General features: G+C 44.9%; 15 protein-coding genes and 1 pseudogene. 13 read left to right on the top strand and 3 right to left on the bottom strand.

Annotated elements, in window-relative coordinates:
• Positions 1 to 28 precede the first annotated feature (28 nt).
• The 10 genes from cysM (at position 29) to ACJJIW_RS21460 (ending at position 11466) form a co-directional block, all read left to right on the top strand.
• A complete protein-coding gene (cysM, locus tag ACJJIW_RS21505; protein ID WP_282931969.1) occupies positions 29 to 925 on the top strand; it encodes a cysteine synthase CysM in 897 nt (298 codons plus the stop codon).
• Positions 926 to 1563: 638 nt separating this feature from the next.
• On the top strand, positions 1564 to 3810 hold the full coding sequence (gene relA / locus ACJJIW_RS21500; protein WP_282931970.1) for a GTP diphosphokinase: 2247 nt from the start codon (positions 1564 to 1566) through the stop codon (positions 3808 to 3810).
• A 19-nt stretch (positions 3811 to 3829) separates the two neighbouring features.
• Positions 3830 to 4657: a nucleoside triphosphate pyrophosphohydrolase gene (mazG, locus tag ACJJIW_RS21495; RefSeq protein WP_282931971.1), complete on the top strand. Its 828-nt coding sequence runs from the start codon at positions 3830 to 3832 to the stop codon at positions 4655 to 4657.
• A gap of 176 nt (positions 4658 to 4833) precedes the next feature.
• Positions 4834 to 5487, top strand: coding sequence for an adenylate kinase (gene adk / locus ACJJIW_RS21490; RefSeq protein WP_282931972.1), 654 nt, complete (start codon positions 4834 to 4836; stop codon positions 5485 to 5487).
• A gap of 169 nt (positions 5488 to 5656) precedes the next feature.
• Positions 5657 to 6655, top strand: coding sequence for a ferrochelatase (hemH, locus tag ACJJIW_RS21485; protein WP_444936312.1), 999 nt, complete (start codon positions 5657 to 5659; stop codon positions 6653 to 6655).
• A gap of 266 nt (positions 6656 to 6921) precedes the next feature.
• Positions 6922 to 7719 (top strand): hypothetical protein, encoded by a 798-nt coding sequence (locus ACJJIW_RS21480; protein WP_444936311.1) that lies wholly within the window; start codon positions 6922 to 6924, stop codon positions 7717 to 7719.
• 160 nt (positions 7720 to 7879) lie between these two features.
• Positions 7880 to 8578: a tRNA (adenosine(37)-N6)-threonylcarbamoyltransferase complex dimerization subunit type 1 TsaB gene (gene tsaB, locus ACJJIW_RS21475; RefSeq protein ID WP_282931975.1), complete on the top strand. Its 699-nt coding sequence runs from the start codon at positions 7880 to 7882 to the stop codon at positions 8576 to 8578.
• A 6-nt stretch (positions 8579 to 8584) separates the two neighbouring features.
• Positions 8585 to 9382 (top strand): undecaprenyl-diphosphate phosphatase, encoded by a 798-nt coding sequence (locus tag ACJJIW_RS21470; RefSeq protein ID WP_282931976.1) that lies wholly within the window; start codon positions 8585 to 8587, stop codon positions 9380 to 9382.
• Positions 9383 to 9387: 5 nt separating this feature from the next.
• Positions 9388 to 10269 carry an NAD(P)-dependent oxidoreductase gene (locus ACJJIW_RS21465; RefSeq protein WP_413662732.1) on the top strand — a complete coding sequence of 294 codons (882 nt, stop codon included), beginning with the start codon at positions 9388 to 9390 and terminating at the stop codon, positions 10267 to 10269.
• A 66-nt stretch (positions 10270 to 10335) separates the two neighbouring features.
• Complete coding sequence (locus ACJJIW_RS21460) at positions 10336 to 11466, top strand: tRNA-queuosine alpha-mannosyltransferase domain-containing protein (RefSeq protein ID WP_444936310.1); 1131 nt, start codon at positions 10336 to 10338, stop codon at positions 11464 to 11466.
• Positions 11467 to 11571: 105 nt separating this feature from the next.
• Here the strand turns inward: ACJJIW_RS21460 and ACJJIW_RS21455 are convergent, their stop codons facing one another.
• Both ACJJIW_RS21455 and ACJJIW_RS21450 read right to left on the bottom strand, forming a co-directional pair.
• Entirely contained in the window at positions 11572 to 13977 is a 2406-nt protein-coding gene (locus ACJJIW_RS21455) for a cellulose binding domain-containing protein (RefSeq protein WP_444936309.1), read from the bottom strand.
• A gap of 270 nt (positions 13978 to 14247) precedes the next feature.
• Positions 14248 to 14445: pseudogene (locus tag ACJJIW_RS21450) on the bottom strand (cellulose binding domain-containing protein); the annotation flags it as partial.
• Between the two features lie 78 nt (positions 14446 to 14523).
• Between ACJJIW_RS21450 and ACJJIW_RS21445 the strand changes: the two are divergent.
• The 3 genes from ACJJIW_RS21445 (at position 14524) to ACJJIW_RS21435 (ending at position 23290) form a co-directional block, all read left to right on the top strand.
• Positions 14524 to 15686 (top strand): IS3 family transposase gene (locus ACJJIW_RS21445; RefSeq protein ID WP_282932943.1). Its coding sequence is split into 2 segments (ribosomal slippage): positions 14524 to 14782 and positions 14782 to 15686, totalling 1164 coding nucleotides; the frame shifts between segments, so codons are not numbered across the junction.
• 912 nt (positions 15687 to 16598) lie between these two features.
• A complete protein-coding gene (locus ACJJIW_RS21440) occupies positions 16599 to 18680 on the top strand; it encodes a neutral/alkaline ceramidase (protein ID WP_282931981.1) in 2082 nt (693 codons plus the stop codon).
• 599 nt (positions 18681 to 19279) lie between these two features.
• On the top strand, positions 19280 to 23290 hold the full coding sequence (locus ACJJIW_RS21435; protein ID WP_444936308.1) for a DUF6531 domain-containing protein: 4011 nt from the start codon (positions 19280 to 19282) through the stop codon (positions 23288 to 23290).
• A 63-nt stretch (positions 23291 to 23353) separates the two neighbouring features.
• On the opposite strand, the gene ACJJIW_RS21430 is transcribed toward ACJJIW_RS21435, so the two are convergent.
• Positions 23354 to 23956, bottom strand: a complete 603-nt coding sequence (locus tag ACJJIW_RS21430; protein WP_444936307.1) for a nucleic acid/nucleotide deaminase domain-containing protein — start codon at positions 23954 to 23956, stop codon at positions 23354 to 23356.
• Positions 23957 to 24006: the final 50 nt, after the last annotated feature.

Below are 24006 nucleotides of genomic sequence, written 5' to 3'. Positions count from 1 at the left end.
GCGAGATTTTTCTGGAATTTATTGCATTATGGATTATCCAACAATTGCTGACTGCGTAGGCAATACCCCGCTGGTTAAACTACAGCGCCTGCCAGGTGATACCAGTAATACTGTTTTGCTCAAGCTGGAAGGCAATAACCCTGCGGGTTCGGTAAAAGACCGCCCGGCACTTTCAATGATCAACCATGCGGAAGCTGCAGGATATATTTCTCCGGGAGATACCCTGATAGAAGCGACCAGCGGTAATACGGGAATTGCCCTGGCAATGGCTGCAGCGATTAAGGGCTATCAAATGATATTGATTATGCCCGACAGTGCTACCGAGGAGCGCAAGGCTTCAATGACAGCTTATGGCGCTGAGTTGATATTGGTTAGCGCTGAAGAAGGTATGGAGGGTGCGCGGGACTTAGCTTTGCAAATGCAGGAGGATAAGAAAGGATTGGTACTGAACCAGTTTGCCAATAGCGATAATCCCCTGGCTCACTATGAGGGAACCGGTCCGGAGATTTGGCAGCAGACCTCTGGAACGGTGACTCACTTTGTCTCCTCAATGGGTACAACCGGTACCATTATGGGATGCGGGCGTTACTTGAAGGAGCAAAATCCCGATATTCAAATCGTTGGATTGCAGCCAACTGAAGGCTCCAGTATTCCGGGGATTCGCCGTTGGCCGGAGGCATACTTACCTAAGATTTTTGTTCCTGAGCAAGTGGATATGGTCATGGATATGGACCAGCGAGAAGCTGAGGATATGACTCGCAGGCTGGCGAAAGAAGAGGGTATCTTTTGTGGCGTTTCCTCTGGAGGAGCGGTAGCCGGTGCTTTAAGGCTGTCTGCGCAGCTAGAAAAAGCGACGATTGTTGCAATTGTCTGTGATCGTGGAGATCGTTATTTATCTTCAGGACTTTTTGCCGCCCCAAAATAGTTCTTACTTTTATTCTCTAATTTATCTTATTTTATTGATCAATGCTGGAAATAAAGTACTTTAATTCCAGCATTGTTCCTGATGTCTACTCGCAAAAACGTTGTGAGATTCGCAGCTCTTTAAAGTGATTCGCCAATCAATTTACAATCATCTCTTTTGCCCCTTTTTTTGGGGAGAGCCTCTAATCCTCTTGCTATATGTGCATTGCCAGTTACAAAAAGCAATAACTAAGCTGGTAAATACAAAAAACTGATAGTTTGTAAAGTTCGGTAAAGCCTTGTTTCATGTTCACGTAGAGGTGGAAAAATTCACTTTTAAGTAATAAATGCAACCTGTTCACTTCTATCGATTTCCCCAATATCACAATTTTGGTTTTCTATAGGCATTGGTTTTGCAGGTTTACTGTTGGTTAAAAGGTCAACAAGCTGCACAAGACTTATACCCTCCCACTCAAATTGGTACGAAAAACTGCTGAATTTCGCGCAGCTTATTGAAATGTATACAGAAAATCATGGACTTTGGTGAGTTCAAACCTATGATAGAGAAGCGCTTAATCCAGCATGAGCACTGAGTAAATGTGCTGCTAAGCCAGGTAACGACAAAATTATGCCAATAACACAAATGACTCTTGTTAAAACATGGTTCAAGTAAGAAAGCATCATTCCTATGGTGGAGAAGGTGAACTCGACCTTGAATCCTGGTTGCGCCATGTACAGAAACTCGCGGGCCTGGATGGTTCTGCGATAGTAACTTTGCGGCGCGCAGCTGAGGTGAGTGCCGAAGCAGAACAGCGCGCAATTGAGGCAGAAAATATCTGGGCTGAGGGCGCTAGCAGTTTTGCTACTGGCCTTGAGATGGCTGAGATTCTCGCCGACTTACAAATAGACTCGGAAGCACTTGTCGCGGCGGTGCTGTACCGTGCCGTACGTGAGAAACGCCTGCCACTGGAAGCTGTGGAAAAAGAATTTGGTGAGCGAGTTGCCAAGCTGATTCGTGGCGTTTTGCGTATGGCTGCGATTCGCAGTCGCAGCGCAGATACCGGAGAAGAAAGCCCGAGTGGTGCGGTAGAGGAACATTCAGAGAATATCCGGCGTATGTTGGTGGCATTGGTCGACGACGTGCGAGTCGCTTTGATCAAACTCGCTGAGCGCACTTGTGCCATTCGTGCTGCAAAAAACTCAGAGCCGGCTAAACGCCAAAGAGTTGCTCGTGAAGTGGCCGATGTTTATGCACCCCTGGCCCACCGCCTGGGAATTGGTCATATCAAATGGGAATTGGAAGATCTATCTTTTCGCTATCTTGAGCCGGAAGATTACAAGCAGATTGCTCGCTTGCTGGATGAGAAAAGACTGGCTCGGCAGCAGTATATCGATGAGGTATTGGAGCTATTGCGCTCTGAACTCGAGCGCGCCCATATTGAAGGTGATGTTTACGGGCGAGCAAAGCATATCTATAGTATCTGGCGGAAAATGCGCCGAAAAAATATCGGCTTCTCCCAGGTCTATGATATTCGCGCAGTGCGTATTCTTGTCCCAACAGTAAGGGATTGCTATGCGGTTCTGGGTATAGTGCACAACCTCTGGCGCAACATACCGAATGAATTCGATGATTATATCGCCTCCCCCAAAGAAAACGGTTATCGCTCTCTGCACACGGCTGTAATTGGCCCCGAGCGAAAGGTGCTCGAGGTTCAGATCCGAACTTTTGCTATGCATGAAGAAGCGGAATACGGTGTTTGTGCTCACTGGCGTTACAAGGGCACTGATCTTAAGAGCGAGAGTAAAGATAGCTACGAGCAAAAAATATCCTGGTTGCGTCAGGTGCTCGACTGGCATGAAGAGGTGGGAGGTAACCCACTACAAGATGATTTGCGCTCCAGTGAGGCAGATTCACGTATTTATGTATTTACCCCCGGTGGTCATGTTGTAGACCTGCCTCGGGGTGCAACACCATTAGATTTTGCCTACAAGATTCATACAGAAATTGGTCATCGTTGTCGCGGGGCTAAAGTAGATGGCCGAATCGTGCCGCTCAACCACCGGTTGGAGACAGCCAATCAGGTTGAAATCCTCACAGGAAAACTCGAAGCGCCGAGTCGCGATTGGCTCTCTTCGGGCATGGCCTATATCACTACCTCCCGTGCCCGAGCCAAGATTATTCACTGGTTTAAGCAGCAGGCTCGGGATCAGAATATCGCCGATGGCCGCAGTATTCTCGACCGGGAATTTAAGCAGCTGGCGCTGAGTGATTTCGATTTCGATAAGTTGGCAGCCAAGCTCAATATGCATTCCCTAGAGGACCTCTATGCGGCAGTGGGTGCCGGTGATATAGGCGTGGGTCAGGTTCTCAACGCAGCCCAGCGAATGGTGAAGGTCGACAATGTGCCTCGGGTACCATCACTGACGGCTCCAGTTGCCCGGGGAGAAGGCAAGGCTGATGTCTATATCGACGGAGTGGGTAATTTGCTCACCCACATTGCCGGCTGTTGTAACCCTGTTCCAGGCGATGAAATTATGGGGTATATCACCCTTGGGCGCGGGGTTTCTATACATCGTAAAGACTGCGCAAATATGCTGCGTATGCAGGTTGAGGAGTCTGAAAGGGTACTCCAGGTAAGTTGGGCGGAAAAACCCCGCGAACTTTACGCCGTTGAAATTATGATCGAAGCCTACGATCGCCAGGGCCTGTTGCGGGATGTCACGGTGATGCTGGACAGTCAGAAAATTAATATTACCGCTATGCAAACCCGCTCTAATAAGAACAAGCATACGGTAGAAATGATCGTGACTGCTGAGATCCACAACTTTGAAGAGTTGAGCCAGGTTTTACATCGGATCAATCAACTACCCAATGTGGCAGCTGCAAAGCGGCGAATTCTGCGCTGAACGTTGAGTAAGGAATAACGTGGAAAAGAATTACTCTGTGGAGGACCTCCTCCACTTGATGGCTCAGCTTCGCAGCCCTGAGGGCGGTTGCCCTTGGGACCTGAAACAGGACTTTGCCAGTATTGTCCCCTCTACGATTGAAGAGGCCTATGAGGTAGCAGAGGCTATTGAGCAGGAAGACTTTGAGCACCTGCACGAAGAGCTCGGAGATCTGCTCTTCCAAGTCATTTTTTATGCCCAGTTAGGGCGTGAGAAAGACCACTTTGATTTCCCCCAGATTGTTGACACTTTGGTACGCAAACTAGTGCGCAGGCATCCCCATGTCTTTCCCAGTGGAACCCTCTACGGCGACCGCTCTGCCGAAGCTCTTGATGAAGCTGAAGTAAAGAGGAGTTGGGAGGCGATTAAAGAGGCCGAACGCGCTGCCAAAGGGGATGCAGGAACCCTGGCAGGAGTAGCTGTGGGGCTGCCGGCTTTGACGCGTGCAGCCAAATTGCAGAAGCGCGCCTCCCGTGTCGGTTTTGACTGGCCCAATATTGATGGTGTCCTCGATAAGATTGAGGAAGAGGTTGCAGAGCTGCGGGAGGCTGTGACAAATGGGGATACGGAGCATGCAAAGGAGGAGCTGGGGGATCTGCTTTTCTCTTGTGTGAACGCATCTCGCCATCTGAAGGTTGATCCTGAGGCGGCTTTGCGGGGGTGTAGCAGGAAATTTGAGCGGCGTTTTGGTTATGTTGAGTCCAGTTTACACAGTGAAGGGCGGCAAGTATCAGAGGCAACGCTGGAGGAACTGGACAGACTTTGGGACAAGGCCAAAGTTCAGCGGGAGCCTGGTGCTGATAGCTAGGGATCTTAACAGGCTTACGTAGAGCGGAGCTTTGTGCCCCTTTTAGTACTCTGTGGCTTGTATGGATTGTGGGGGCATCGGTAGCAATCTTGCCCAATCTGAGGTGTGAGTGTAAGGTAGCGCTCTTTTAGCGCGGCGGCTTTTGGTTCGTCGATAGTATTGGAGGCTTACTGAACATGCGAATTATTCTCTTGGGCGCGCCGGGGGCCGGCAAGGGCACTCAGGCTCAATTCATAACAGAGAAGTTCGGCATTCCGCAGATCTCCACCGGCGATATGCTTCGCGCTGCGGTGAAGGCGGGTACCCCTCTTGGCCTACAGGCCAAGGATGTTATGGACGCGGGAAAATTGGTTTCTGACGACCTGATCATTGCGTTAGTTAAAGAGCGCATTGCCCAGGAAGACTGCGCTAAAGGGTTCCTGTTCGATGGCTTCCCTCGCACCATTCCCCAGGCTGAAGCCCTTCTGGAAGCCGATGTACATATCGATCATGTTCTGGAAATCGCTGTTGACGATGAAGAAATCGTAAAGCGTCTCTCGGGCCGCCGGGTTCATGAAAACTCTGGTCGCGTCTATCACATCGTATACAACCCGCCCAAGGCTGAGGGTGTCGATGATGTGACTGGCGAGGCACTGATCCAGCGTACAGATGATACTGAAGAAACTGTTCGCAACCGTTTGGCGGTTTATCACGAGCAGACAGCACCGCTGGTAGGCTTCTATCGCGAGCTGGAAGCACGCTCTCCTGAAGCGGCTCCCAAGTACAGCAAGGTAATGGGTGTTGGCGGTATGGATGAGATTCGCGAGAAAGTGTTGGAAGCGCTCAGCTGAGATCGTCACTAACATTTTTTAAAAGCCCCCACTTGGGGGCTTTTTTGTATCTCCAGAAGTGATATTGAGCGAGTTGATCACGGCGGTATTGGCCTGGCAGTATGCGCTCTTCCCTGCCTGATAACTGGCAGGATTTCTTGAAAGGATAAGATTTCTAACGGGGTGGTTTATGTCTACGGCAATAATTTTGATGAATTTGGGTACTCCAGCTGAGCCTACACCTACAGCAGTAAGTAGTTTTTTGCGGGAATTCCTTTCAGATCCGAGGGTTGTCGAGATACCGCGGCCAATCTGGCTGACCATATTGAACTGCTTGGTACTGCCTTTTCGTCCACAACGTATTGCCCCTGCCTATGCGGAAATATGGAATAGCAGTGCAGATGAAACAAAAGTGGAAGGATCGCCGCTTCTCTACTATACGCAGAAGCAAGCAGAGCTGTTGCAGCAGCGTTTAAAAGCAAAAGGTTGCGATGTCGCTGTTGAATATGCCATGACTTATGGTGAGCCCCGCCTCGACAACACCATAGAAACTCTGCGCGAGAAAGGTTTCGAGTCTTTTATAGTGCTTCCCCTATATCCCCAATATTCGGCTACCACAACTGCAGCAATTTATGATCAGGTGGCGCAAATTTTTCGCAATAGTCGCGATATTCCGGATATTTCTCTGATTCGAGATTATTACCAAAATCCGCTCTACATAAAATCCCTGGCCAATTCAGTAAAAGAACACTGGGAAAAAGCAGGGCCAGCGGAAAAATTGTTACTTTCATTTCACGGTATCCCAAAAGCCAATGTGGATAAGGGGGACCCCTATTATCGCCATTGCATGGAAACCGCACGGTTATTAGCGGATGAACTAGAAATCAGTGAGGATAAGTGGCAAGTCACATTTCAATCGCGCTTTGGTAAGGCAGAGTGGCTACAGCCATACACCGATAAGACCCTTATTGAATGGGGTAAAACAGGAGTTAGTAGTGTCGATGTAATTTGCCCGGCTTTTTCTGCGGATTGCCTGGAAACATTGGAAGAAATTTCGGTAGAGAATCGCGCTAATTTTATTGATGCTGGGGGCAGTGACTACCGATATATTCCCGCATTAAATTTGCGTGAGGATCATATAGAGGCGCTTGCGGAAATTGTGCAAACTAAGCTCAATGGGACAAAATAATTTCTACCAAAGTGCTAAAACGGGACCCAAAAGTGAAAATTGATAAGAAAAAGATACTTTTTTTATAAAAAGTTTCTCATTTTTCGCTTTTTTACTTGCAATGCCGGGTATTTTTATTAACTTTGATAAAGTTGTATCGAAATAGGCGGTGCGGCGCTCTGCATAAGTAATAAAAACGGCCGATTCCAGTTTTTATTCGATAGCTAAAAGGCAATGCTGCCGGCACACTTTTGGATGTACTTCTTCTTTCAGTGAGGAGACAAGGGATGGCAAGAGTAGTAAAAAAAGGTACACGCGCGAAACGAGCAACTAGTGCGACCGCAGCGTCGCCAGCGGTCGTGAAAGCGCAGAAGGCGGTAGATTCAGCGACGAAATCGCTGGATGCGCAAATGGACCGTGTTGCTAAGGCTAAGGCTCGAGCGCAGAAAAGTAATGCGGCAACAGCGAAAACCTCGCTGGCCAGTGCCAATAGTAAGGCAAAGGATTTGCGCGCCAAGCTTGCAGCGGCAAAGATGGATCTTGCCAAAGCTAAGGCTATGGATGCCGTACACATGGCTGAAGCTGCTGCAAAAGAAAAGGTGGAAAGTCTCTCTAAGAGCCTCTCCAGCAAAGCAGATAAAGAGTTGGCTGCCGCACTCAAGGCATTTGAAGCACGCTGGGTAAAAACCAAAGAAAAGGCTCATGCCAAGAAATTGAAGGCTGCTGAGAAGAAGGCTGAAGCTAAGGTTAAAGCAGCTGCAAAGAAAGCTGCCGCTAAAATTAAAGAGTTAGAGAAGAAGGCTAAAGCCAAATTAAAAGCCGAAACTCAAAAGGCCAAGAAGAAACCTGCAACCAAGGCCACGGCAGCGAAAAAGCCTGGACGCCCCAAGAAGGCCGCTACAGCGACGGCGAAAAAAGCCGGCCGCCCAAAGAAGGCAGCTTCAGCAGCTAAGCCAGCAAAAAGAGTCGGACGACCCAAGAAAGCGACTGCGACAGCAGCTGCTAAGAAGGCTCCAGCCCGTCGAGGCCGTCCACCGAAGGCTGGTGCTGCCCGTCGAGGCCGGCCACCGAAAAAGGCCGCCTAGGGTCATATATATGGGCTCAACGAAGTGAACTTTGGCAGGCTCCTCATAAACCCCGGTTAGTCCGGGGTTTTTTAGTTGCGGGTTGCGATATTGGGCATGACTCCCCTCCGCTCCCGTGCCACAATTCCCTCCCTTTTTTATGACCAGGATTAAGAACGCTGTGAAAATACTTGCCCTGGATACAACGTCGGGCGCCTGTTCTGTTGCTCTCATATCTGATGGCCAGCTGATTGAGCGTTTTGTACAGGCAGAGCGCGATCACACCCGTCGCCTTTTGCCAATGGTGGATGACGTTCTCGCAGAAGCCGGCATAAAGCTGGCAGACCTGGATGCTCTTGCTGTCAGCCGCGGGCCGGGGTCATTTACTGGTCTCCGTATAGCAATTAGTAGTGTGCAGGGGTTGGCTTATGCTGCAGATCTACCGGTGGTTCCGGTTTCCAGCCTCGCAGCCCTAGCACTTGGAGCTCGGCGATCGCACCCGGACTGGGGACAGTCACCGGTCGTGGCAATGCTGGATGCTCGTATGCAACAAGTATATTGGGGGGTTTACTCCAGTGACTCTCCCTGCGATAGCTTGATCCCGGAGGCGGTACAGAACCCGGAGGAGGTTCTGCTGTCTTTAGAGAAATCGGAGATTTGTACTCCGATCTATGGGGCGGGCCCGGGATTACATTATGAGGCTTTTGAAGGGGCGTCATTGGCTGCCGTTGATCAAGCCAGCCTCATTCACGCTCGGGATATAGCGCAGCTGGCAGAACCACTATGGGAGCAGGGCCATACAGTGACCGCTGAAGAGCTTGAGCCTGTTTATTTGCGCAATGAAGTGACTTGGAAGAAAAGACAAAAAATCCGATCTTAATAACACATGGAAACATTTCAGATTGTAATTTTGGCCCTGATACAGGGGCTGACAGAGTTTCTGCCCATCTCCAGTTCCGCACACTTGATTTTACCTTCTGAGGTATTGGGTTGGCAGGACCAGGGGCTGGCCTTTGATGTCGCTGTTCATTTTGGCTCTTTACTGGCAGTAGTTTTCTATTTCCGCAAAGATATTTGGGTGCTGATTAGGGATGGTCTAGGAGGATTTACGGATAAACAATTTACCGATGAGGGGCGGCTGGCCTGGTTAATTGTTCTCGCTACTATACCTGTGGGGCTGATAGGCCTGGTATTCAAAGGGTTCATAGAAACTCACCTGCGTTCAGCCGGTGTTATCGCTGCTACGACTATTGGCTTTGGTATTTTACTGTGGTGGGCTGATGCAAAGGGGCGCAGGGTCGAATCTCTAGCCCAGTTAAATTGGAAAAAAGCACTTCTGATTGGCTTATCACAGGTGTTGGCCCTGATCCCTGGCACCTCCCGCTCTGGTATCACAATGACTGCTGGTTTGATGCTTGGCATGAAGAGAGAGGCTGCAGCGCGCTTTTCGTTCCTGATGTCCATTCCTGTTATTGCCCTCAGCGCTATTTTGTTAACGATTGAATTACTTGCGCTGGAAAGTGTTCCATGGAATGACTTGCTGCTTGGTACCGTTTTATCTTGTATTAGTGCTTATTTGTGTATTCATTTTTTCCTTCAATTTATTAGCCGCATTGGGATGGCTCCATTCGCGATTTATCGCTTGGTTCTCGGTGTAATACTTATTTGGATGGTATGGGGGTAGAGGAAATGGCAACAGTTGCATTTATTGGCTTGGGGGTGATGGGATATCCCATGGCGGGGCATCTTTCTAATGCTGGCCACATGGTGCGAATTTACAATCGCACTGTTAGCCGTGCGGATCAATGGCTACAAGAATATGATGGAGAGAGCTTTGCAACGCCCGCTGAAGCTGCAAAGGGCGCGGAGGTTGTTTTTGCCTGTGTAGGCAATGACAACGATCTCCGCCAAGTGGTGACAGGAGAGCAGGGGGCATTCACGAGTATGGATGACGGGGCTTTGTTTGTAGATCATACAACAGCCTCTGCCGATGTTGCTCGGGAATTGGCAGTTGCAGCTGGCGAAAAGGGAATCGGTTTTCTGGATGCACCTGTCTCTGGAGGCCAGGCCGGCGCTGAGAATGGTGCTTTAACGGTTATGTTTGGGGGAGATAAGGCAGACTTTGATAAGGTGCAACCTCTTATCGACTGTTATGCGCGGGCGAGCAACCTGATGGGGCCAGTAGGTAGCGGCCAGCTGTGTAAAATGGTCAATCAAATTTGTATCGCGGGTGTCGTTCAGGGGCTTGCTGAAGGTTTACATTTTGCCAAGGCAGCTGGCCTCGATGGAGAGCAGGTTGTCAATGTGATATCCAAGGGGGCGGCACAGAGCTGGCAAATGGAAAACCGCTCAAAAACTATGTTAGCTGGGGAGTATGACCACGGTTTTGCTGTGGATTGGATGCGTAAGGATTTGGCTATAGTCCTTCAAGAGGCACAACATAACGGAGCTTTACTGCCCGTAACTGCCCTGGTAGATCAGTTTTATAGTGAGGTACAAGCTATTGGTGGAGCTCGTTGGGATACTTCCAGCTTGTTTGCACGATTAATGAATGTGCGCTCTTTCGATTAATCCCTCCGATCAATAGCTACCGGGGTTAAGTTTGATCCCGGTGCCGCTTCTTCTTGTTACTATTTGATGAAAGTTTTATTACTCTCCGCTTATGATGCGGACAGTCACAAGCGTTGGCGTAAAGGGCTGGCAGCGGCATTTTCTGATTGGCAATGGACCGTACTAACCTTACCACCGCGATACTTTAGCTGGCGAATCCGTGGTAATAGCCTTTCTTGGGGCCGAGGGGAAACTGCGCAATTATTGAAGCAGCGTTGGGACCTTATTGTTACAACCTCAATGACCGATCTAAGTGCCTTGCGCGGTTTAGTTCCTGAAATCGTTAGGGTGCCTACAGTTGTATATTTTCATGAGAATCAATTTGCTTACCCAGTGAGCTCTGATGCGTTTCGATCGGTAGAACCCCGGTTGTTGAATATTTACACGGCCTTGTCCGGTGATCTGGTCTTGTTTAACTCTGAATACAACCGCAGTACCTTGTTAGGAGGAGTAAAGAAATTACTCAAGCGCTTTCCTGATTGTGTTCCTCCCGGAATTTGTGAGGAGATTGAGGAAAAGTCGCGAGTTCTTCCTGTGCCAATAGAAGACATCGTTTTTGATAGTGCGAAAACTGAAGAGGCCTTTTCCTGGGACTCCTGCGCAGAGAGCATTTATGGGGGCGAGATAGGTCAAGATACTTTGATTATCAGTTGGGCGGCCCGTTGGGAATATGACAAAGGCGCGGACCGATTGCTGGATATCCTTCGGGGCTTGAAAGCCAGAAATGTTAAGTTTCTTGTTAATCTAATGGGGCAGTCATTTCGTAATAGCCCTGCTGAGTTTGCTCAAATACAAGAAGAGTTTGCCGACCATTTATTGGTACTCGGGTATCTCGAAAGTGCTAAAGACTATCGTCAAGTACTGCGACATAGCCATATATTCCTTTCTACGGCTTACCATGAATTCCAAGGGTTGGCGGTGATGGAAGCAGCTATTCTCGGTGCGACTCCACTGGTGCCAGATGAACAGTGCTACCCAGAGTTCTATTCCGAAAACTTCTGTTATTCAGACTGTAATGATGCAGTAAAAAAGCTGGAATCAATGTTTTTGTCAATTCTATCGGGTTCAAAATTAAAAAAAGTTGATTTAAGTAATTTCTCAGGAAAAGTGATTTGGGCAGAATATAGGAAGCAGTTCTTAAATCTGGTTCAGAGTTAGGCCGGCTTCTATAGAAGTCGGGTTTATAAAGGCGCCCAAAGTTATTGGTGAGTAAAAGCAGCGCCCTGAAAATTTCTAATCAGGGCCTGTTAAGCGAAATCCTAGCTAATTGGATACATGATCTATTGCTTTCAATAGCCCTTTATCTGGGATGTTACTGGGAAGAATACAAGAAGGAATATCTGAATGGCCAAGATTTTTACCATAAAGTAAGTTGCAAGCCATAATCTTGTGGCCCTCAGTTGTAGGGTGTACCGGGTCTCCAGTTGGGATAATATTTCCTTGGTCTACTAAGAAAATATTTTTGGTATTGGAGGCCTCTGATAATGACTTCCTGATTTTTTGATTATAAAAGTCCGTACAGTAATTTTTCGGATCTTGTCCGTCTAAATCACTTCGACGAGGGATAGTTGAAATTACGAATGCAATTTTCTCAGTTGGAATATCTATGCTCTCAAAGTAATTTTGTATTCTATCTGTTATTGATATGCCTTGAATATTATTGGGTGATGATATTATCTTACTAACGACCATATTTAGCTTCTGGGCGGATTCACTATTTTCTTCTATAGGAAGGCTACAATCAATCGCGTTATTCATGCTAAGGAAGGTGATGTCGTTAGTCCCGAGCTGTATAGGTATGACAACGCTATCTTCAGAGGTTATATCCCGCGTTAAATTGCAGGCTTGATTAGTGAGCCAGCCAGCACTAGTTTCGCCCTCCCTGCACATTTCGCTGAGAAATTGATTGAAGTTCTTGATGGAATTGAGGCAGTTGGTGAAATTGTAGCCCGGGGTGATTTGATGGCCTATCGGATCAAGATAGCAAAGTAAATCGCTGGTTGTAGCTCCAGGTATCCCAGAGTGCCAGTAATTCTTGGTCTGTTGAGACATATCGTCAGGGCCTGATGGTCCAGTGATAGTGCCAATCGTTTCTAGTTGTTTTCCATTGTATTTTAGAATTAGCTGCTCACTGGTAGATTCTTGATCTATAGGAAAGATTGAGTTGCCATCGGCTGCTTTGGCAAGATAGTTCCAGATCTGGCTACGAAATCCGTTTGAATTATAAGGGAGTGTTGTCATACCGTAAGTAATCGAATCACCAATAAACCATAGCTTAATACTGCTACTATCTGAATGTTCATTGGGCTGATTGGGGGGCTGACTAGGTTGTGAAGGTTCTGTTGTGAGTGTACCCGTGCAGTTGCCAATTATAATTGGTGGGGTGTTTTCTCCAGAGTAATTTGCATTAAACCCAAAAGCTCGGGCCTCTCCTGCCGGAATAGATGATTCACTAGTAATAGTTATAGTCCCGTTACTTTCTGCGACTTGTGCATTCCAGAAGTGTGTGATTGATTGGTTACCTTGCCAGTTCCACTGTAGCTGCCATTTATCGAGAGAAGTCTTTCCTTTATTATAAATAACCACATTTGCCATAAAGCCACTCCCCCAATCGTTTTGCACTGCATATTCCACATTACACTGGCCTGAAGGTTCACTGGGTTCTTCCGGTATAGTAGGGGGAGTGTCAGGTTTGGGCTGTTGTGGTGGGATTTTCGATGATTCAAACCATTTTAAGGCATAGGTTCGAAATTCACTTTCTGACGGAAGGGAGGAGTTTTCCATATAATAGTTATCTAAGAATGCCCTCGCGTCCTTATAGTACTCTTGGTGAGTCTTATAAATCTCCTTTTTATTACCATCCTTGTCAATCAGCCAGTAGCCAGCGAATTCATTGATCCAGCTATCATACTCATTGTCATACATTTGCCAGTACAAAATAAATGGAGCACCCCATTGGAGTGCCGTTTTTATTACATTGCGTGATAGCAAATCCTGGGCTTCGCCAGAGCGGGCTTCCCAATCCTTAAACCAGGACTCTCCGTAACCATATTCGCCAATGAAAACCCGCTTTTCAAATGGCAGCCCAGATTTTTTGGGAAGATTTGAGTTGATAAATTCCAGAGCTGAAGTCAACTCACTATGTAGAGTGGCAAAATCTGAATGCTTTTCTTTGGTAGTGAGATCGTAAGCTGAATAAGACACCAAATCTACATTAGTATGGGGAAGTACGGCATTGGTTATTCGTTCTTTGCCCTGCATTGCAGATTCAACCCTATTGACCTCAATATAGTGATATAAGTTAACGTCAGAGTGGGTGATATTTGCTTTGGCATCGTCAATGGCTTTTTGTCTAATATTGATCCAGTCAATTAGACCCTGTAAACGCTTAGGAGGGATAGTTTCCTGACCGTCATCTCTAGTACCATCAGTTTTTTGAACCAGGTTCCAATCGCCTTCCCAATGCCCGATCATGAATGTCTTACCGGAGCCGCTATATTCAGTTAGTAAATATTCAGCCAATGAATAAATTTTGTCATATTGCCACTTTAGCTCTTCTTCACTCATTCCTTTGTTATCCATCCAGGAACCGGAGTCCTCGACCCAAAACATGTAGATGGAGAAATCCATTTCCAAGACTTGCTGAAATTCTGGTATTTCTTCCAGCATTCGCTTGAATTGATAGTCGAGTCCAGAGTTACTTAGCTCGCTATATAGGCTCGGAGAAAGGGCAATCTTGAGTAAGTTAGAGCCCATTGAGTAAATGGCTTCAGCACTTTCAACAAGTGATCCCTTATCTGTAAATGTATACCTGGGGTTTATCGTTTGAGTGCCTAAAATAAAATTGTATTGTGAAAGGGGGTCTAACAGGTCTCGTGAAGGTGGGGGCGGATCTGGTTCATTGATGGTGTTGTTGCAACTAGCGTTAATATGAGCAGGCTTCTGTTCACCACCCGAGTAGCGAATATTAAAACCAAAAGATTGGGCTTGGCCAACGGGTACTCTTACGTAGCCTTGTTTTCCAACTACAGAGATCAGGTTTTCATCCTGGGCTGAAGTAGCATTCCATATATGTGTGACTTCTTGGTCTGAGGGCCATTGCCATGAAAGTTCCCAATCACTTATTGGCTCGGTACCTGTATTACGTACAACCTGATCCTACCCACCAACGACGGACACTCTCTTAAGCGATAAACTACGCAGCAGAGGTGCTCTATGACAAGATCAAATAAACCAACCAAAACCACTCGTAAACAGTACTCAGAGGAGTATAGAAAGGATGCCCTAGCACTTGCGCTCAAAGTTGGGGTAAGCGTTGCCGCTAAACAGCTTGGGTTACATCCTTCTCAGATTTACGGATGGCGAAGCAAGGCTAAGTTACATCAGAGCCGAGGGGATGCCGAGAGAGAGCTGGCCACAGAGAATGCTCGCCTTAAGCGGCAGCTGGCTGAGCAGGCAGAGGAGCTGGCGATCTTAAAAAAGGCCGCAGCGTACTTTGCAAAGAGCCTGAAATGAGGTACGCCTTCATGCAAATGCACAGGCATGAATTCAGCATAAAAGCGATGGCCAAGGTATTGAACGTATCTCGCAGTGGGTTTTACGACTGGGTGTCAAGATCGGCCGGCCAATCCAGGTACCAGCAGTACCGAATGCAGCTCGATAGCTTGGTACAGCAGCGCTTTATAGCCAGTAAAGAACGTAGTGGCTCTCCTCGCCTGACGAAGGAGTTGGCCAGTGAGGGGAGTAAATATAATCAAAAAACAATTGCTGCCAGCATGCGTCGACAGGGCCTACGGGCTAAAGCCGCCAAGAGATATAAAGCCACAACCTATTCAAAACATGGTCTGCCAGTAGCTCCAAATCTGCTCGAGCAGAACTTCAATGCTGAAGGGCCGAATCAGAAATGGGCTGGGGATATAACCTACCTGAGAACGGAAGAAGGTTGGTTATATCTGGCTGTAGTGATAGACCTATATAGTCGGCTAGTTATTGGTTGGGCGATGTCAGAAACGATGACAGCTACATTGGTCTGTGACGCTCTTCAAATGGCTTTATGGCGACGTAAGAAACCTACGAATGTTATCGTGCATACTGACAGGGGAAGCCAGTATTGCTCTAAAGATTATCAATCTTTGATTACAGCTTATGGTCTGCGGTGCAGCATGAGCGCCAAAGGTAATTGCTATGATAACGCTTGTGCAGAAACATTCTTTCACTCACTTAAGGTAGAAGCAATCCATGGTAACCGCTTTCCCACAAGGTGCCTCATGCGAGAGACCGTATTTGAGTATATAGAGATAGACTACAATCGAAATCGCTTACACAGCGCCAATGGCTATCTCAGCCCTGAGGCGTTTGAGGAACAACTAGTCGCTTAGTGGTGTGTCCGTTGTTGATGGGTAGGATCAACCACTGAAGCCATATATCCGTCTTCCCATTCACTCTGTATCGTCATTTGTACATCGCACTTTTGACCGGCCAGGGATGGTAGGGATAAGAAGGTCAATATGGAAAAAACTGAGAGGGGGAGAAGTTTAGCGTGCATTATATATGTATCTATATGGATTACTGCAGAGTAGTCAGATATTGATAGCTACATAAAGTTCACATATTTATAGTCAGGGGCGTCAAATGCTAAAAGGACCGATTATTAATGTTATTCAACTTCCACCTTATTTTCTATCAAGACAATTTTGAATGTTAAGTACAGATGTTTGCCTAATTAATTATTTTTGTGAACAATTAGTCAACCTATGGAATATAATTGGAAACTGATTGAGTGCTAATTTTGAATGGCGAAAGTTTTTTACATTTCCTCTCTAAACGTAATTAAATTCCCCTAATCTATCCTTTCTTTACACTCATTTTTAGATTGTACTTGCTTGAATTGTAAATATTTAGATTTGCCGTAGTTCAGAAAATCTTCGCATATTTAAAATTATTTAACTTTCGACTCTAAATTAACGGATTTATGGCGGGCAATTACTCTGCGGGTGCTACCAAATACAGCCAGTTAGGGTATTCTGAACATGCGTACTAGAGCTGTACTCTCAGTTTTAGTGTGCTGACAGCAGGGAGGTTATGGCTACTATGTGTATTTTAAAAATAATAAGGCCGCTTTTCAGGATGAGATAATAAAAGCCAAGATTACATTGGCTAACTATCTAGAGAGCCGCGTCCGAGTCGATCGGAAGTGGCTTATTCAGGTATCAATTTTCAACGAAAAGGATACGCCTTCACTTCTGTGAACTGGCGAATGTACTCCTGCGTGTATAGATTCTGGAGAAAAAATGAAAAAAATAATTAATGGTTACGTCATTGCTTTAATGGTATTTATTGGAGCTTCTTCCACTGTTAAAGCATCTGACTGGCGTGTTGGTGTTGGTAAGTATGATATAACTGGCCCGGCAGCAGATGTTGGAATGGTAGGATATGGAGAAACGGGGCAGACAACCAAGGGAATTCATACCCGTTTATGGTCCCGCGCATTCATAATTTCTGATAGCTCTGAAAATGAACGTTTGGTATTCGTATCAGCAGATTTGCAAGGTATTCCGCAGGGCGTGAAGCAGGGTGTCGTAGATAAATTAAAAAATCTCTATGGTAATAGTAAGTACACCGAAAAGAATGTAATGCTGACTGCTACACATACCCATGTAGGTCCTGGGGGGTATGATCATTATGTTATGTTGAATATGAGTGCTCTCGGGTATGCGGAAGATAACTATGACGCTATTGTTGATGGTATTTTTCAGTCAATCGTTGAAGCGGACAGTGGACTAACCGCAGGTGATATCTTTATTGATCAGGGGATCTTGCTCGATACCAGTATCAATCGAAACCCAGACCCTTATTCAGAAAATACTGATGCAAGCGACTATCAATACGATACCAATAAAACCATGACCCAACTCAAGTTGGTCGATACAAACAACAAAGCACTGGGAGTTATTAATTGGTTTGCAGTACACAATGTCTCTTTAGGGACAGAGCAGCGCCAACTTAGCGGGGATAATAAGGGGGCGGCGAGTCAGTTACTCGAGTCTTGGGCTACCGAGAAGGGTGCTGCAAGTCAATTTACTGCGGCATTTGCCAATAGCAATTTAGGTGATGCGTCTCCGAATATTTGTGGCCCCAGGGATGGATGCGGAAATTCTGAGTATGAAAGTTTACTTTTAGCAGCTGAAAAGCAAGTTGCAAAAGCCCAGTCGCTTTTCCAGTCAGCTAATGTAAAACTTGAAGGTGGGTTAGATTATCGACATCAACATATCTATTTCCCTGGCTATACCGTAGCAGGTGAATTTACCGGTGAGGGGCAAATGGATATTTGTGAAGGCGCTGTCGGCTGGTCATTTACTGCAGGATCAAGTTGGGACGGTCCCAGCAATATTGATGGTATTTTTGAGGGAATGTCTGTTGAAAATGAGGGGGTGGATTGGGATAGAGATGTGGGACTATTCGAATCGGCGATTAATGGTTACCCCCTTTTTGGCCTGATGAGTGCATTCTCTGCAGCCGCTGTATATGAGGATACTCAGGATGACCCCTGCCAGTACCCCAAACCTACATTTGTAGAGCGTGAGGTAATAGGTCAAGCACTTTATACCCCTTACCTACCTTTCCAAATATTTCGCATAGGCTCACTTGCTTTGGTCGCCGCGCCGGGTGAAATGACGACTATGGCAGGTCGACGTCTTGAAGCAGAAGTCTTGTCAGCTTTTGAAGGAAGCGGTGTAAACACTGTGGTGATTGCTGGTTTGGCAAATGCCTATTCCGGTTACATAACTACCCCTGAAGAGTTTGATAGGCAGCACTATGAGGGAGCACATACCATATACGGTCCCAATACCCTTGCTGCCTATAGACAGATTTATACCGAAATGACATATGCTATGGTCAATGGCGTAGATATTACCGCAGGGCCCTCTCCGGAAGATCTGTCTGATGACCAAATCATTAATGTAATTGGGGTTGTTTATGATGATAAACGTCTGTGGGAGTCTTTTGGTCAAGTCTGGGATGATGTAGGTACCAGCTACAGTGCTGGCGATACTGTATCTGTCACTTTCCGTTCTGGTCATCCCCGTAATGACCTGAAGACTGAGAGTACATTTATTGAGGTACAGCGTAAAGTTAATGGTAGTTGGGAAACTTATCTTACCGATGACGATTTAGATACTCGTTTTATCTGGACTCGAGATACTGCCATCGACTGCATGGCTTGTTCCTTTGCTGAAGGACAGTGGACTATTGGAGAAGATACTCCATCTGGTACCTACCGAATAAAGCACTATGGAAATTGGAAGAGTGGTTGGAGCGGAAATATTTCCAGCTACTCAGGTAAGTCGAGCAATTTTATCGTCAATAATTAACATTCTCAAATAGCTGATTGGGGTACCCGGTCGGCTATATGCAGCGAACAGGATTTATAAGCTTATTTATATTGGATTGAATAAAATGTTGATGTTTGCGTGTATAAGACTATAAGCTAATTAAATTTATAGAAAAAGCCAAGTATCCAGCTTGTTATTTCTATATCAATATATGGTAATTTAGCATTGCTTCTGTGAATTTTAAAATTATTAGTAACAAAGAGTCTCATTTGGGAGGGTAAATGAGGCTCTTTTGTCAGGATTTGCTACTTTGTAAACTAATTAATATTGACATTTCCCTCGAGATTTTATCTTAATTTTTTTGTGTAGCCTTTTGTGCCCTTCTGTAATCAATTTTTCCTGACACTATACTCAAGATTGATATAATTTAATCTAGATTTAAAGTAGTTCTGCCGTGTGCCTCATTGAGGTCGCGACAGATTGACTAAAGAGATTGCAGGTACTTTTGCAGATATTTAGTTTAAATTCCGCAGAAATTTACAATATCTATTCTTAGCCTCTAAATGTAGGGAACCCGGATGGATCCGGTTGTTTTATGACAATACAACTATTTGTCAGTGGTTGATAGGATTTAACTTTTGATACAGCTTTATATCGAAGATTCTAAAGGTGCTCGTTATACGGTACGTGCTGGTCATATGTACAAGGCAAGCCCCGGCGAGAAAGTTAATGTTACTGAATTTCTGGGAATGTTTGATAGCAATACGCTCCAGCTGGTCTATGACCAGTATCTAGGGGCATATATCACTCGCACACCAGGTATGGCTTATGAGAAAAGTGCCTCTTATACCTCGCCAAGTGACCCTCCTGGGTATCTGAATGAGCGAGATAAGGCTATCTATAGGGCGATACTGCAAAGCCGCTTAGTTATTGAAGAGGCTCCCTTACCACATTCGGCGTTAGCTGACCTACAAACGGAATTAGTGGCTAAGATTCGTATGGGTTTGCATCAAGTTATTGTAAAAGAGGATGCGGATACAAGTTTGAACAATGAATCCGATTGTAGTTATGCCAACCTGTGGCGGACTATGAATATCCTTAAGTATTCGGAAAAAACATCTTCCTTTGACAACTGGCGCCTGCCAATATGGTCACGAGATTTTGCTAAAGTAGAGGCGATGGTAACCCCAGCACGCCAGTCATTTGAGCTAAGTACAGAAGCGATCAATTATGTGCTTTATGACGAGGGCTCGGAGAAGGTACACGCCGAGTGTGCGACCTTATTGTATAGAGGTTTAGTAGAAATATTAGGGTTTAATTCAAACTCCGTTTCCAAGAAGCAGCTTCACCTAAGTTTTAATATAGCTGAGGTTATCTATAGTGATCAGACCCTTCAGGAGGCTGTTTCCCGTTTTGCTAAAGATTACGTGAAAACGAAATATAGATTGTCAATAACGGAGTCAAATGTTGGTGGTGTTTTCGAAGTAATATTAACGATAGCACTTTCGGCACTAACAAAAGGTGATGTTTCTGCTAATTCTCTGGCTAAGAATATACGGCTGGTGAATTCATTTAGAAAAATTGGTAATTTAATGTTTGAATTTGCCCGGTTGAAGCGGCAGAGAAAACTACTTACCGAAGTATCAAATAATGCATCAAGTAAAAAAAGGCCAGTATTGCCCAATATAAGAATCTCTCAGGTGAGCGTTAATCGATTAAATAGTAAAGGCTCGTCTCGAAATAGTAATAGTGGCCATTTTCCAAGTCACACATATACCAATTTACTTAATAAAACCCCTAAAGAGGATTCTAGTCTGAGCTCCAATGAGCTTAACTGCACTAAAGATATTTCTGAAGATGTTGATATTACGTGCAATGAAGTAGGTGTAAATTATAATAATGATAATTGCCAAAACACTATAAATAAATTTGAGGTGGGGCGGTCGGTAAATTTAAAAACCGGCGAGGTACAGATTACTGTAGTTGATGCTGTACTAGGAGGCCCGCTGCCTCTATTTATATCTAGAACATATCGTAGTAGCAACCTTCGGGATAGCGGATTGGGTTATGGATGGACTCATACATTTAGTGAGCGTTTAGTATGGCGTCCAGGTAAGTCAATTCTATTCTTTAATGCTGAGGGTCGAATAATCAGTATACCTGCCCCCGGAAATAGTTGTTGCAGTCATAATATTTTTGAGAAAATCACGCTAACCCGTGTAAATGATGAACATTGGGTTATCTCTCGCTATGGGGTTCCCAATGGGGCGCAAAAACATTTTAAAGCTATTGGAGAGACCGGCGCATTAAAAATTTCTGAAATTCGAGATTGTCACAATAATTTTTATTTGTTTCACTATAGTGATGATGTTCTTGCTTCAATTGAGAGTAGCTTTGGTGAGACTATAATTATAAGTTCGTCAGGAGAATCACCTGAGAGCCTTCATGTTAATACAATTACAAAAGATACCCACTTTGGTAATTCTAAAATTCTTGCTCAATATACGTTTGATAGCGAGAACAACTTGATTAAGGCTGTTGACAAATCTGGCAATAGTGAAAAGTACGAATATCATAATAATATTATTACGCAGAGAGTATTGAAAACTGGTTACCGACTCCATTTCCAATGGAAAGCAACCAACCCTTTTGCTCGTTGCATACGCCAGTGGGGAGATCCGATCGCCGGAAAAGCTACTTGTAGTTATCAATTTTCTTGGGATGATGATAATTACGGAGTTACAGTTAGTGATATTCGAGGCGGAAGCCAGTATTTTCGCTTTAATGAGTACGCACAACTTACCTATTATCGAGATGCTGAGGGTGGAGAAACACTGAACTCTTACAACGAGCAAGGCCAAGTAACTAGGGTCATGCTGCGTAATAATAACGATACTGTATGTGAAGAACTATTCCGGTATGATAAGCAGACCCGATTAATTAACACGGCTGATGTTACAGGTAATAACTACCATCTTGAATATGATGAAAAAGGTCGTCTCAAGAAAATTTCTGCGCCATTCAATAATACTTGGCTATATAGTTACAACAAACAAGGGCAGATTTCCACTGTAAAAGATTCGTTCAATAATAATATACGGTATAACTATACTTCCTCTGGTTTATTAGGAACCATTACTAACTCAGATGGAAAAACTAATCGCTACCTATGGAGCGCGGGAAGGAAGTTGTTAAAGATTGTAGAACATTTAAATTACTCATTTAACTATCGACATATCAATGATGATATTCAGAGTCTCATCAAGGGTAATAGCGTTGAGGAAATAGATTGTGGGTATGGTGTTCTAACTTTAGCTAATACTGTGGTAGCTGATGGAGATAATAAAGCTGACTACAGCTTCAACCACTATGGAATGCTTGAAGAGATAACAGATGAATTTGGAGCCAAAACAGTTTATACCTATGACGCTCTTCTTCAAGTAGAAACCCGTACTAATTCTGATGGCGGAAGGTTGGAGTATAGCTATGATGGTGAGAGAAATTTGATTGGCCTAAAAAATGAAAAGGGACAGTCTTACCGACTAAAATACGACCTTAATAATCGCCTAATAGAAGAGGTTGATTTTGATGGTTGTGTTACCCGCTATGTCTATAATTGCGCAGGCCATTTAGTAACCGTAACATTGATAGCCTGCATACAAGGAGATGAGGAGATCGATGTTCATTTTGAGCGAGATCGGTTAGGTCGGCTGTTAAAAGAAAGCTCTAAAGAAGGTATTAGCAAATTCAGATATGACTGTACAGGAAATTTGATTAGCGCCGAGAATCGTCATTGTAAATTACGATGGGAATATGACAATGATAGTCGTGTAATAGCAGAATGGCAGGGTGCAAATAAGTTGAGCCATCAATACGACATGGCAGGCAATCGGATATCTACAACACTGCCTGATGGTAAGATATATAAGCTTCCTTTTGATAATGCTAGTGGATTACTAAATTATTTTTCCGATAGGAATAATAATATTCAAAGTGCTCCAAATGCCCATGCAGATCTATGTGAAAATACTCATAAACAGCCAAGGGGCAGCTTGGACCTTTTAAAAAATTATGACCCCCAAAGTCGTGTACAGGGCATTTCTGTTAGAGCGCCCAATAAGTATAGTGAGTTTTCGTTAGATTGTTTTGGTATATTTGTTGACCTGTTTTTTAAGCTCGATCCAGCACTAGAGGCTGCAGCAGTTAAGGATAGTTTACCTGATGTTTGTAGCAGACACAGAAATATTTTAGGGCAATACTTTGATGGTGGATTAAATCTTTGTAAATTTGATCCGGCTAACTTTATCTTTTCATGTTCTCACTTGGATAATTGGAAACACTTTCCCACCAAAAATTTCAATAAAAATGGTAATGGTTGTAAAAATAACACTATTTACAATTGCGGAAAGCAAGAGCCCGGGGTTGAGGATAGGCGAGCAGAGGGGGCGCCACAACAACTTCGATACCACTATAATTACCGTCAACAGTTAGTAAGGGTTGATGAAATAAGGGTTGAAAAAGGGGTGGAGAAATTTCACGATATAATTCTATACCAATATGATCCCCTGGGCCGATGTGTCGAAAAGAACAGCTTTAATGAAAACACCAAATTTCTTTGGAGTGATACTTCTATTCTTCAAGAGCTTTAGTGTGGAAGCCTATATCAAAAAAATGCTCGGCAAACCCATTAGGTTTGCCGAGTGCCTGGGAGTTTAAATGGCTGGATTGGATGTGGTTTTTACCTGATCGATTTCTGGTGAGATCCAGTCCCCAACAGGGGATTTACTGTAAAGAGAAAAATCAATCCCTAATGCTTTGAGATATTTTGCACATTTACCACAACAGGGTTTCGAAACGCCAATAACACCTCCTTGAATGGGTCTGTTATTCTCGGCGCAGGCTTTTAATAATTGCATTTCGGCATGAAATGTTTTCCTTTGCCTTCTAATCGGGCTAAGAACGAAGCAGTCAGTAATGTTGGTGAATCCGCGAGTTCGTAGATCTTTCAACGCTTTGACAGTGGCTGCTTCCACAGCGCTATTGTTTCCGCCGTGAGCCCCAAAGCTACTATTATGGGCAACGAGTAAAGTTCCTTTACCAGCAATTGCACATGCCACAGTCTCTACATCTCTCATGGCTTGCCGTACTGAATCTTGAGGATTGTGTAAGTGAGTGAACTTGTAGGTAAGTATTTGTCTTGCCACCAAGTCAAGGGGGTTTAGATCACTGGGGACGACATTTTTATAAAAAGCATTTCTTTGAAGTGAAGCGGGCCCAGTTGTGGGGTCGATGTCTTCAGTAACAAATTTTGGCATGGGTTTATTCTCTTTAGTGTTATCGTATGAAATAATTGCTTGCGCAAAAA

It is taken from the genome of Microbulbifer maximicatervae (SeqCode), from assembly GCF_052467815.1.
This window is presented reverse-complemented; position numbering and strand designations above follow the sequence as displayed.